We start from the raw sequence: 12,067 nt of genomic DNA on the forward strand, positions 1-12,067 counted from the left end.
TTCTAACGGAACAGATATTTCGACACTTCGGGGTTGCCGCGGCGCCACATCACATTGTCGAGGAAGTAATGGTGCACGTTGATGAAAATCAACACGATGAAGAAGAACAGCGACGATCCCAGGACTTCCCGGTCATAGGGGATAAGGGCCGTCAGCACGGTCGGCACCAGCCAGAAACCCAGACCGCCGAGGAGAAGGCCAGCACTGATGAACTCCAGAAGCCGCACCCTGTAAGCCGGACCAAGGATGGACAGGATTCTGGATGGTGGAACGTTCTCGGCATCGCGCTCGTCACGCTCGAAATTGCTCTGGCAACGCCAGACTACCGCCAGGTACTGCAAGGAATGGAGCGCCGGCACCACAAGCAGCCAGAGCGGATTTGTCCTTACGATCAGAATCCAGAGATATAGGGACGCGATGTAGGCGATGACGCCGTTATACGGCAGGCTGCCGCCATTCCTGCTCCAACGATTGATCAGCATCACGGCAGTGGCGGCCGTGGAAGCGGCCGCGGCCGACAGCGCAATCGCGTTGAGCCATGCAGGGGGTGGCAAACGTATAATATTCCAGCCCCAGGTATTTTCCCTGCCTGACTGCCGTGTTCGTCTGAAGCCATGCGAACAGCCAAACGGCATAGCTGTTGATCAGCAGGATTTTCTTGTCCGGATCGGTGAAGAACCTGCGCTTCAGGACGGCATCCACCATCAACATACCGTAGCCTTGCTTGACGTAGTGCCAGCCCACGAAAAAGAACATCGCGTTGGTTGCGTTGCCCAGCAGCCGGGCGTTCGCCGTTATCGAGCCGTAGGCAAAAAATGCACCCATGAGCAGGGGAACGACGATGCCGGCGACGATGTAGCGGATCTGGAGGTTCCTGTCGTAGCCGTCGCCGCGCAGCTTCCGCCCAAAATGGCGGTAGAAGAGTTGGTATGAGTGGGCGAAGTGCGGATAGTTGATCAGATAAGCCAGGAAAAGCATCGTCGCCGCCACGAGACCTTCGTATCTCAGTGGCACGAAGTACAGCGCCGGCAAGATCAGGAATGCGCTGCCGCCGAGCATCAGAAAGTCCGCGAGCGGACCAAAGAGATATCTCGGTGGCATTGCCGCGGGAGCGCGTATATCCGCCGAAAGGTGAACTGCCATATGAGCGCTCCCTTCGTATTCCATTTAACCACCGGCCCGTCTGATCGACAAGACAGAGGAGCCGGGCGCTAGACTAGCGCGAAAGGCATGGGGTATCGGCTGCAACGGATGGCGTAACCCGCAATGTTGTCGACGCGATGTCGCCCCTGCCAAATTGCATTGGCCAGGCGTTCGCTGCGTAGAATCGGAAGAGGGGCCGGAGGTCCGGAAGATCTGGTACGCCCAAGGGGAATCGAACCCCTGTTACCGCCGTGAAAGGGCCGCGTTTCGGCACCTCCGTTAGCCCCCGCTAGCTCGGATAAACTCAACTAAAGCACTGATGTCAATATTTTTTCGGCGCGGGCGAGTAGCAAAGGCTAGCGCGGGAGCGCCCTGGCATATTAACCTGATTCTTAACCCGGTTGGCCGGGGATGCTGGAGATCAGGAAGTGGCGAGAACGGTGAGAGACGCTAAACTTGAGACGAGGGCGGCGCGGTCGAGGCTGCCGAAGGGGGACGATCCATACTGGCGAACGCTGGTGCCGGGCGAGCTTCATCTGGGATACCGTAAGAGGCGCGCCGATGCGCCGGGCAAGTGGCTGGTCAGACGCTACCTAGGGGCGGTTGAGAAGGGCAAGAACCCCTACCAGAAGGAGACGATCGGCCTTGCCGACGACTACCGGGAGGCCGACGGAGTGACGGTGCTGTCCTACTCGGACGTGCAGAGGCGGGCGCACGAGTGGGCTGCAGCGGCGTCGAGGGGAGGGGCCGTCACGTCCCCCCGGCATCCGACAGTGCGCGACGTTGTCGATGACTACGTCGCGTTCCTGAAGGCTGAGCGGCGAACCGGCCGCGATGCCGAGCGGCGCGCCGACAATTTCATCCTGCCGCAGCTTGGCGGTCTCAAGGTCGCAGAACTGACCACCGAGCGCTTGGTACAGTGGCGGGACGCGCTGGCCGCCGCGCCCGCCCGGCTGCGCACGCGAAAGGGCAGGGAGCAGCGCTATCGGCCGGCGCCGGCCACGCCAGGCGACGCCCGTGCTCGTCGAGCAACGGTCAACCGGACCGCCACTGTGCTCAAGGCCGCGCTGAACCGTGCGTTCGAGCACGGGCGGGTGAATGACGACTTGGCATGGCGGCGGCTGAAGCTGTTCGACAAGGTAGACGTGGCCCGACCCGGCCACCTGTCCGTCGCCGAGGCCCAGCGACTCATAAACGCCGCCGATGCAGAGTCCGGCTTCCGCGACCTTGCGCACGGCGCGCTCCTGACCGGGTGCCGCTACGGCGAGCTTTGTCGTCTGCGAGTGGGTGACTTCCAGCGTGGGCGCATCGTCGTTCGCGAATCCAAGAGCGGCAAGCCGCGCGACGTGCGCCTGACCGACGAGGCGGCAACGTTCTTCCGGTCGCTGACGGCGGGCCGCCCGGCGGATGCCCTGATATTCGCGCACGCGGACGGCTCGGCGTGGGCTAAGTCGCATCAGGCAAGGCCCATGCGCGACGCCTGCACAGCGGCGAAGATCGTCCCGGCCGTCGGCTTCCACCAACTGCGCCACACGTGGGCCTCACTGGCGGTGATGAACAGGATGCCGCTGATGATCGTGGCCGAGAACCTAGGGCACAGAGACACGCGCATGGTGGAGCGCCATTATGGCCACCTGACCGAGGACTATCGCGACGAGGCGATCCGCAATAGTGGGCCGCGTTTCGGTATGACGGCGCCGACGAGTGTCGTGCCCTTGACGGAGGCGCAGCGGTGACGCGCTACATTCCGGGCGAGGAGCCGCAGCCGGACTATCCGACGCCCGCCCCGCCCAAGTGGGGCGTGGAGAAGCCCAGCAATGCTCAGTTGGCCGCGATGAGTGATTGGATCCAGCAGCAGGACTACGAACCCCACGATGCGCCTGAGAGCAACCTGACCGCAGCTTCACGCGATGATCTGCACCGCTATCTCGCGAGTATGCCGCGCGTTTCGCGCGAAGAATACGGGGCCGTTTTGCGGGGAGCGAAGCGTCAGGAAGCGGGCAAGCTCGATGCGTGGGACGATTTAATCGCGTGCCTGCGAGCAGAGCAACCTTCCCGCCACTTCCTAGGCGTCGTCGCCGACCTGATTGCAGCCAACGCCCTTCACAATCGCGGCCCAAGTCAGAGGAAGGAAGGGACAATAACTCCAGCCGAAGCAAGGCGGCGACATGAGCGGTATGTCGGTATCTTGCGAGGTTCCTACCCTAACAAACGAACGGGCATTTATCAGTCGCGGGCGATGGATTTGATGGCGTTCGAGGTTCGACGTGCCGATGAGACCTTCGCGGCCGCCCGGGCGAGGGTGAAGAACGCCAAAGCTCGCCAGCTGGACACGACTGCCTGGGCGATTGAGAAGGCCGTCCGACGCATGTCTGAAGCAAGAATCTTCTAAGATTAGACCGCGCGCTTAGCGCGCGGGGCTAATAATGCGGGCGAAGCCGGGCTACCCTTTAGCTCTGTTGATAAAACGGAGCTAGGCCAATGAATTCAATCAAGGAAGTCGCTAACCCTGATCTTGAGGGGGCAATCTCCATCCCGGAGTTCTGTCGTCGCTTTGGCATCTCGACGCCTACGTACTACAAGATGCGCTGCGAGGGGCGCGCGCCCCGCGAGATACGCATGGTCGGCTCGGTCGTTCGCATCAGCGCCAACGCGATTCGCGACTGGATCGCCTCCAGTGAGAACGAGGAGTCGGCGGCCGTTCAGCGCGCCAAGCTGAAGGCCAGGTCCGAGTACGCCCTGTCTGGCGGACGGTTCTGATGAGGACGGCCTCGAGCTCGGAGGCCCCTGAGATCCTGCGCCTTATCTCCCACGGTGCCGGCAGGGGTGCACAGTGGCAGATTACCCTAGTCGGTGCCGGCACGATGACGCTGCAAGCGCGGGATATCCTGCGATACCGAACGTTCCATGCGCGAGCCATGGAGCGGCTCCTGGTGGTGTTCGCTTGGGTCGAACCGAAAGAGTGGTTCTATCGCGTGATGCGGGCCATCTGCCGGACCGCAGCGGAGGACGCCGGCGAACTTTACAAGCCGGACGAGGAGGCCGACAGATGAGCGAGCCAGCGACAAAGTTGCCGGACGATCGCAAGGCCGAGCGGCTCTACGAACTTTTCGAGGGGGATCGGAATCACCACGGTACGTATGACAAAGGACTGCACCTCGCCGGAAGCAAGATGGAAATGAAGGATGAGACCGGGCGAGGGCCGCGAGACGTACCGGGGTCCCCAACGCCGGACCTTTGGCGGCAGCACCTCGGCGGCGTCGTACCGCTAGGCATCCGCCCGGTACGCGCCGACGGTATGTGCAGATGGGGCGTGATTGACGTGGACGGCCGGGACGTGCCTAGCGGCAACTACGGCGATGTACGCCTCGCTGATGTTGTCGATGGGGTCGAGAGGGCGAATCTTCCGCTGATCGTCTGCCGATCGAAGTCGGGGGGTGCCCATCTGCTGCTCTTTCTCGACGACTGGACGCCGCAGAAAACCGTGAACTGTGCGCTGAAGATGATGGCGGCCAAACTCGGCTTCCCACGAGCCGACGTGTTCCCCCGGGCCGACGGACCGGGAAACTGGCTGAACATGCCCTACTTCGAGGGCGACCAGCGAACGAACCGCTATGCGGTGAAGGCTGGCGGCCTGGTGATGACCCTGGCGGAGTTCGTCGCGGCAGCGGGGGGAGCACAGACCTCGCACACGGAACTCGTCGCCCTCACGCGGGCGCTCGGCTCAGGGTCCCGGGGAGACCGGCCGATGAATGGTTGTGCAGGCGAGGTGGGCGAAGAAAGACCAGCGAGGGCGCAGTGCGACTTGGCGAGATACTGCGCAGAGATAGCGGCACAGCGGCAGGGCGGGCGGGCAAAGCTTCTCTATGGGCGCGCGAAGGACATGGGACGACTGATCGGCGCGGACTGGATCGACGAGGATGCAGTCTGTAGCGCGCTGTTGAAGGCCGCGACCTTCGACAGCCGCACTCCGCTGCCGCCCTTCGAGGCGACCGACCACATCCGGCGCGGCATTGCGGACGGAAGAAAAGAGGCCCCTGACCGCGAGGAAGAGGGAGGGAGGTATCCTCGCATCGAGAGCATCGTCATCTGGCGCGGCGGCGAGGAGACCCTGTGGGAAATCACGCTGGCCGGACACGGCACCATTACGCTGCCGGTCAAGGAAGCGATGCACTACTGGACCTTCAACATGCGATGCGCTGACAAGCTGCGGACGTCCTTTCGCCACATGAAGGCCGACGCGTGGAATGATCAGATCGCAACTGCCCTCGCGGTTGCGGAGGAGAAACAGATTCCACCCGACGAAACCGTCGAGGGTATGTTCCGTGACGCGCTGCGCGAGTTCTGCATGCACAGGCATCGCGGCGGCAGCGTCGAAGACCTCATGCTGGGTAAGCCCGCCCACGTAGACGAGGACAGGCGCATCTACTTTCGCTTCGAGGACTTTCACCGGTTCCTCGACAGAAAGGACTCCGGCCCGTTCAGGAGTACGAAGCGCCAGGTCCTCGGAAGGCTTCTGGCCGGGATTGGCCGCGAAGGCGTCGACCACGGCAAGACGACCAAGAAGCTGAAGGGGGTGACCACCGAGGTTCGGTGGATTAGGAGCGATCTGTTCGAGAGCATCGAGCCGTTTCGGCGCCGGGATCTTCCGCCCATCCCGGGGGAGCCGATCTAGAGGCCGAGCTGAAAAGCCGAGCAAAGTATTTCCCTGCCATGGTCGGCTTTGCCGCTACCCTCGGTGGCCCTCCGTTACGGGTGCGCGTAAAGGACCTAAAGCCGTCAAAGCCGTTACCCGCGCGCGCGGATATGCGGGCGGCCATACGCGCGTAACTGTGGCTTTTGCCGCGCTCCCCCCGGGGCGCGATGCGCTGGGCCCCCCCGGCATCCGCTGCTGGGGCCGCAGGCGGGCAGCAGGGGCCGCCGCCAGCGCAGGCCGGTACCTACCCTCGGGCCGCGCCCCGCACTAGCTTGCGGGCCGCTGCGCTATCTCGCGCACGCGCGAGTTCAGCCATGCAGCTCTAGCTGGCTGCCCTACCGGCGGCTAACAGCCACGTTTCGTCTTTTTGTATGGACATCCTCAACCATGCCCTCGCGTTCAAGGACCCGCCGAATTTCATCCCTCTTGGCGTCAATGTTCCCCTTTGGAAACCGGATCTGCACCAAGCCATCGATATTGGAGAATGACTCGCAGCCGTCTTCGAGCAAAACAATTGCCTTTTCGAATCCCAGTCTCCCCTGAAATAACCCTGCCTCGTGGACTACGTTCATCCGAGCGGTCATTTTGCCGTCTTTCGTCTCGTCTTCCCCTGTCATGACGAGAAAGGCGAACCCTGCTTCGTCAAGCATTTGCGAAAGGCGTTCCTTGTTCGAGTATCCCGCAGTTGCTTCTCGATTGAATTCATCGAAGTCGAGTCCGAGCCGCTCCACGAGATAATCCTTGAGATCGCGCCAGAGCTTTGATCCTCCATGGCCGATGAAGACGCGCTTTCTCTTGGTCTCAGGCATTTGCAGCTCCGCATTCGAAATCTCGACCGACTCTTCGAACTCGTCCCATCCGATACTCGTTAGACCATAGTTGTCGTCTGGTAGGAACCGGATCAGTCCGTCATTTAGGGCCTCATCCAGAATTGCTGATACCCCATCACCATCGACCGCCCCGATGAAGCCCGCCAATTCTTCGTGGCTGCTGACCTCGACATAGCCCATACGATCATCGTCGAGTTGGACAGCTATCCATGTCAGCAGTAGGACAATTTGTGCTCTCGCCGTCGGCAGTCGCTCATTGCCCCAAGCATCTAGGTTTGATCCGTCAACGCACGGCCAGTCATGGCCAGCTCGACGCCGCACTGCGTGGCTAAGTCGAGCGCGAAACAATCTATTACCAACCCGCGAATGTAACATTGCGCGAGCCGATCCAGTGATTTCGTATTGACCGCACCGATCACAGTCGACCTGCTTTGAGTCGCCGATGCCGCCGGTGAGGGCGCCAGAATCGCAGATCGGGCATGTGTCAGCTTGCATCTTCAACTCAACTTCAGCCGCGCAATCAGAATCTATCTTGCCACGGAAGAGCTGGCCGTCTTGGGATTTCGGTCGCTCGCGCGAGTTGTCCCGAACTTTCTGCGGGCCACGCCTCCCAGCCTCACTTTGAGCGTAACATCCCATGCAAGATAATGTCCTGACTAGGGTCTCGACGCCTTACCCCGTGAGCTCGCCTGCTGTCAAAGGTTGGCGTGTCCATCGAATGCACGGTGCAGACGAGGGCGCACCAAGAGGCGAGCCAGACGGACAGTTCAGGCACGGCAGCTACACCTGCGGGTTCGCCACCGAGCCTGAGTTCTGCGGCTGTTTTTGCGGCCGCCCAAATGTCTTGCCGTTCTTATTATACAGACCGCAATTTTTTCGTACAGTCTAAGAGAAGCTGGTAAAACAGCTTCATAGATTCCAGATTGTCGGCTTTGCTCTTATATTGCTCGATTGTTCTTTGGACCCGCATCTTTTCATGTTCTGCGTAGATTTCCGCTCGAAAATCGGTCCTGCACGTAGGGTCATCTTGCCGCACGTCGGCGACTTTAACTGCGAAATCGTCAGAAATTTCGATATTTGCGCTAATCGAAGAAGAGCAAAAATCAAATACGTCGCCCCCGTCGCCGCCATGCCCGACTCTTTTGCGATTTCCGCCGTCGATCGAAGCAATCGTTCGCCTGCCCTTACTCGACTCAACTTTGGCAAGAGCTTCCCTAGCCCCCAACTCCAGCTCTGCTATGCCCGATAAGATCGATCCCTCGTAACTGCTGGCCCAGAATTCAAATTTCTTCACAAAATTTTCAACCCAGTTTCTACGTTGGGCCCGGCCAGTATTTAGAGTTCGGTAGATGGAGCTTACGATTTGAGTACCGGCAAAAACACTAGGAAAAACTGCAGGTCCATAGCGACAAACATCTGAAGTCCATTGCTCGACTTGCGTCTGCAATAGCAAAAACGCACCGTTCTTTATGTTGAGGGGGATGTCCTCGCGATATGCGGCCAATCGGTCAAGAAAACCATCGCATTGATTGATGTCGTGATCACGGAAGGCTTTAAGAAGTTCTACCGGTATTAAGTCTCTTAATTCTTGAAGAAGTTCAATAATATGCATGTTTTGCAAGATTATGTAATTAATCTTTCCATTAACCTTCTCGCGCCACTTGTCAACGTTGCCAGCTTCCAAATAGCTAAATAGCGCTCCGGAAGCTTCCGCGATTGCTTGAATTGTGGCAGGATCCATCTTTGCGCTCCCCTTAACTGTTATTGGAGTACCATATTATCCAACTAAGCCATGACGAATCTTTGTTCAAAAGCGACCTAAATGGTAAAGCCGCGCCAGAAGACCTCACCTCCGGCCTTAGCGGTTTACCTTAAGGCATGCCGGTGTTTTTGAAAAGCAGTTAAGGTCTTCCCCTCCATCTTAGATACAGAACGGCATAGGACAAAACGAGCGACCGAGTCCGACTTTCTCTGGGAGCCCGCTGGCACTCCGCCAAGCTCGCCAACGCCTTCCCCTCCGCCCCTACGCGGCGGAAACGATAGCCCGTCTTAGCTTGGAAAAGCTAAGATAATCAGATACTTGTGACCGATTAATACGCTATACTAGCCTCCGTCAGTAAATATGGAGGTTAATATGGCGCCTATTTACCGCTCCGTTGGTCCCCGAGTGGGACCGGGCAAAGGCTCCAGCTCGTCGCCTCGTCGCTCTCCCCCCGCCGAGGGGCTTACGATGAAGACATCGGGTGTCAGCGCCGACGATCTCATCCGCGTCTTGCGTCCTCGTGCCGTTCGCTTTTACCGCGACCGCATGACGGTCGGGGCATTCGCTGACGAGGTAGGTGACCTTCGAGCCGCGCTAATGCAACTTGTCAGCAGCCATAGGGCAGGCTTGATTGCGTTTCAGGCTGCAAGTTGGACGCCCAAGTGACGAAGGCCGCCGCATCGGGCGTGAGGCCGGTGTATCCCGCCACTCATCGCAGCCGCATCACGAACGGCAAGGACCTGCTTCCGGGCGTCGATGGCCGCACCTTCTGGGTCCGCCGGATGCGTGACGTGATGGCGCTCCATGTTTCGGACCTGGGGGGTGTCGAGGCATGCAGCGAGGCTGAGAAGAGTATCGTTCGGCGAGCCGCCGCGATAACGGTCGAGATGGAGAGGCTGGAGCGTGTCTTCGCGCTCGCCGGGGACGCAGGCCCCGACCTCGATGCGCTGAACCTGTACTCGCGCTTGGCGAACACACTGCGCCGTCTTCTCGATATGACCGACCTGCAGCGACGGGCGCGGGACGTTACCCCGACGATCGAAGAGTACATGCGCACCGTCGCTCAGGAGGCAGTAGCATGAACATTCTGCAGGCGTGCGCCGATCCCAATCTCTTCGGCCCGTGGTTCCGCCGCCCAGAGACTTGGCGTGTGTGGTTCACCTATCTGGCGGTGCTGTTCGGACTGCCTTTGGACGACGACCAACTCGCCCTGTTTCGGCACCATACGGGGCGCCTGAATCTGCCGTCCGACCCTGCGACTGAGAGTTGGCTCGTCGTCGGTCGACGCGGCGGCAAGAGCTTCGTGATGGCACTCATCGCCGTCTACCTCGCCTGCTTTCGCCAGTATCGCCACCACCTTCAGCCCGGTGAACGCGCCACGATCCTCGTCATAGCTGCCGACCGGAGACAGGCCCGGACCATCATGCGCTACGTTCGGGGTCTTCTAACGAACATCCCGATCCTGAGCACGACGGTGAAGAATGAAACGGCTGAGGCCTTTGAACTGAATAACGCCGTGACCATCGAGGTGGGCACCGCATCTCATCGCTCTACGCGCGGGTACACGTTTGCCGCCGTGCTCTGTGACGAGCTTGCTTTCTGGCGAACCGACGACAGCGCTGAGCCCGACTACGCGATCCTCGATGCCATCCGCCCCGGCATGGCGACCATTCCCGGTGCGATGCTCTTGTGCGCGTCAAGCCCGTATGCCCGGCGCGGTGCACTTTGGGACGCATATCGTCTCAACTGGGCGCAGGAGGCCGGCCCGCTGGTCTGGCGAGCCACTACGTTGGAAATGAATCCATCGGTGCCGCGTTCGGTCATTGATGAGGCCATTAGGCGCGACGCGGCATCCGCTCGTGCGGAATACATGGCCGAGTTCCGAACCGACATGGAGATGCTCCTCACTCGCGAGTCGGTCGCGGCCTGCGTTTCCCCCGGCGTGCGGGAGCGGCCGCCCGTGGCAAGGGCGCGGTATGTCGCCTTCGTCGATCCTTCTGGGGGTAGCGCGGACAGCATGACCCTGGCCATAGCACATGCCGAAGGCGACGACGCGGTTCTGGACGCCGTGCGGGAGGTGACGCCACCCTTCTCTCCCGAGGCTGTCGTTTCAACTTTCGCGGCCCTGATCCGCTCCTATGGCATTCGCTCGGTCACAGGTGACCGCTACGGTGGCGAGTTTCCGCGCGAGCTATTTCGTCGCTACGGCGTCGACTACTGTCTGTCCGACCGGACCCGCTCCGACCTCTATCTCGCACTCGTCCCGGCGATCAATTCGCGGCGCGTGGACCTTCTCGATCTAACTCGGTTGGAGAGTCAACTGGTCGGCCTGGAGCGGCGGACCAGCCGGAGCGGGCGTGACATCGTGGACCACTCTCCTGGCAGTCACGACGATCTAGCGAATGCGGTTGCAGGAGCCGTGGCACTGGCGAGTTCGGCTGGGAGAGCCGCTGTGCTCGTGGGTGCTATCGGCGGCTACGGTGGCAGCGGCCCCATCTCGTGGCGCGAAGTTGGAGGCGATTAGACTTCGATTGGAGTCGTTGGGAAAGGAATCCAAATGCCAAAACAACTCACCGATATTGAAATCGAGGCTCGAATTGCAGCCGGGTCAGTTCGGTGGCCCAGCACGGCCATCCATTGGCAAAAGTTGAAAGAGGCTGTCGCTGCCGCGCGTGGGCTGGTCACCGCTGTTGATACGAACTGTCGCGCGGTGGAGCAAGACAGTGATCTTAGTCTCGAGGGAGTTTATCGGAAGCGCGCGGAGATTGGTCGTCGTGCTGTCGGAGAGCTTTCCGACTTCAAGCCGCTCCGCTCTGCCGAGACTGCAGTTAGCAGCGCCATTTCGCTGTTCGAGTCGGGGATGGTAGACCTTCCAAAGGCCCCGGCCGGCATCGCTGAAGTTGCTCTCGCGCAGGAGCTTCGCGCCCATATACGTGCGCAGGAAAATCCCGCTGGCTTCGTGTTGAGCCATCTGGACGACGTGCGGGTGGTTGGGGCTGTGCTGTATGCCCCCGGCTTCCTCTCCGGGCTTAAGGATGAAGGACTCAATGTCATTAGAGATCGCGCTAGATCGGCTCTGCACCCCGAGCAAGTTCAGTATCGCAAGGAGGCCGAAGAGGCTCTTGAAGTGCTTCGCAAGGGGATCGCAGCAGCCCAACGCATGATCCTGGACAGGACGGAAGCGCGGATCGACAGGGACGGTAAGGTACGTAGCATTCGCGAGCCGGTGCCGGGTGGAATCGCGGTTTCAATTGGCGCTTAGTGTGATGGTGACACTAATCCGATGATCAGTGTGGGCACAGACGGGCTCGGCGCGCATCGCTGCGAATTTAGCGTCGTCCTCTTTCAAGCATTCTTCAACGAGGGGTTAGGAAGGAGGTCTAGGTGTGGAGCCTCAACAGGTTGTCCTTGGTCAGGCCCAGGCGACTGATTGGCGGTTTGGACTTTAGGCTCCCGTGCGGACGGTGCCAATTGTACCGATGCAGCCATATGGGCAACTCGGCGGCGCGATGGTCGGAGTTCGCATAAGCCACGGCATATGCCCACTCCCTGAGTGCGGTCTGGATGAACCGCTCGGCCTTGCCGTTAGTCTTGGGGGTATAGGGCTTGGTCCTGACATGCTTGAGGCCGAGATCG

General features: G+C 60.4%; 13 protein-coding genes. 8 read left to right on the plus strand and 5 right to left on the minus strand.

The window, feature by feature from the left end; genetic code table 11:
- Positions 1 to 2: 2 nt before the first annotated feature.
- On the minus strand, positions 3 to 482 hold the full coding sequence (locus O7A61_RS08580) for a hypothetical protein (protein WP_337129349.1): 480 nt from the start codon (positions 480 to 482) through the stop codon (positions 3 to 5).
- Positions 436 to 1,143: a hypothetical protein gene (locus O7A61_RS08585; RefSeq protein ID WP_337129350.1), complete on the minus strand. Its 708-nt coding sequence runs from the start codon at positions 1,141 to 1,143 to the stop codon at positions 436 to 438. Before O7A61_RS08585 ends, O7A61_RS08580 begins: the two co-directional genes overlap by 47 nt.
- Positions 1,144 to 1,661: 518 nt before the next feature.
- On the opposite strand from O7A61_RS08585, the gene O7A61_RS08590 reads away from it, so the two are divergent.
- The 5 genes from O7A61_RS08590 to O7A61_RS08610 all read left to right on the plus strand — a co-directional run bounded on the left by O7A61_RS08590 (position 1,662) and on the right by O7A61_RS08610 (position 5,818).
- Positions 1,662 to 2,879 carry a tyrosine-type recombinase/integrase gene (locus O7A61_RS08590; protein ID WP_337129351.1) on the plus strand — a complete coding sequence of 406 codons (1,218 nt, stop codon included), beginning with the start codon at positions 1,662 to 1,664 and terminating at the stop codon, positions 2,877 to 2,879.
- On the plus strand, positions 2,876 to 3,535 hold the full coding sequence (locus O7A61_RS08595) for a hypothetical protein (protein ID WP_337129352.1): 660 nt from the start codon (positions 2,876 to 2,878) through the stop codon (positions 3,533 to 3,535). Before O7A61_RS08590 ends, O7A61_RS08595 begins: the two co-directional genes overlap by 4 nt.
- An 89-nt stretch (positions 3,536 to 3,624) precedes the next feature.
- On the plus strand, positions 3,625 to 3,903 hold the full coding sequence (locus tag O7A61_RS08600) for a helix-turn-helix transcriptional regulator (RefSeq protein WP_337129353.1): 279 nt from the start codon (positions 3,625 to 3,627) through the stop codon (positions 3,901 to 3,903).
- Between the two features lie 104 nt (positions 3,904 to 4,007).
- Entirely contained in the window at positions 4,008 to 4,196 is a 189-nt protein-coding gene (locus O7A61_RS08605) for a hypothetical protein (protein WP_337129354.1), read from the plus strand.
- Positions 4,193 to 5,818 (plus strand): hypothetical protein, encoded by a 1,626-nt coding sequence (locus O7A61_RS08610; RefSeq protein WP_337129355.1) that lies wholly within the window; start codon positions 4,193 to 4,195, stop codon positions 5,816 to 5,818. Before O7A61_RS08605 ends, O7A61_RS08610 begins: the two co-directional genes overlap by 4 nt.
- A 356-nt stretch (positions 5,819 to 6,174) precedes the next feature.
- Here the strand turns inward: O7A61_RS08610 and O7A61_RS08615 are convergent, their stop codons facing one another.
- On the minus strand, positions 6,175 to 6,849 hold the full coding sequence (locus tag O7A61_RS08615) for a TIR domain-containing protein (protein ID WP_337129356.1): 675 nt from the start codon (positions 6,847 to 6,849) through the stop codon (positions 6,175 to 6,177).
- Between the two features lie 676 nt (positions 6,850 to 7,525).
- The gene (locus O7A61_RS08620) at positions 7,526 to 8,410 is read right to left on the minus strand and encodes a hypothetical protein (RefSeq protein ID WP_337129357.1); all 885 of its coding nucleotides are present in this window, start codon (positions 8,408 to 8,410) and stop codon (positions 7,526 to 7,528) included.
- 683 nt (positions 8,411 to 9,093) lie between these two features.
- On the opposite strand from O7A61_RS08620, the gene O7A61_RS08625 reads away from it, so the two are divergent.
- Genes O7A61_RS08625 through O7A61_RS08635 form a run of 3 tightly spaced genes read left to right on the plus strand, consistent with a single transcriptional unit; the run spans position 9,094 to position 11,693 of the window.
- Positions 9,094 to 9,513, plus strand: a complete 420-nt coding sequence (locus tag O7A61_RS08625) for a hypothetical protein (RefSeq protein WP_337129358.1) — start codon at positions 9,094 to 9,096, stop codon at positions 9,511 to 9,513.
- Entirely contained in the window at positions 9,510 to 10,955 is a 1,446-nt protein-coding gene (locus O7A61_RS08630; RefSeq protein ID WP_337129359.1) for a terminase large subunit domain-containing protein, read from the plus strand. Before O7A61_RS08625 ends, O7A61_RS08630 begins: the two co-directional genes overlap by 4 nt.
- A gap of 33 nt (positions 10,956 to 10,988) precedes the next feature.
- Positions 10,989 to 11,693, plus strand: coding sequence for a hypothetical protein (locus O7A61_RS08635; RefSeq protein ID WP_337129360.1), 705 nt, complete (start codon positions 10,989 to 10,991; stop codon positions 11,691 to 11,693).
- A 118-nt stretch (positions 11,694 to 11,811) separates the two neighbouring features.
- Here O7A61_RS08635 and O7A61_RS08640 read toward each other — a convergent pair.
- Positions 11,812 to 12,067, minus strand: a 256-nt coding sequence (locus O7A61_RS08640; RefSeq protein ID WP_337129361.1) for an integrase core domain-containing protein, incomplete at its 5' end; no start/stop codon positions are given.

It is taken from the genome of Mesorhizobium sp. Cs1321R2N1 (assembly GCF_037179725.1).
Taxonomy (GTDB): Bacteria; Pseudomonadota; Alphaproteobacteria; order Rhizobiales; family Rhizobiaceae; genus Mesorhizobium; species Mesorhizobium salmacidum.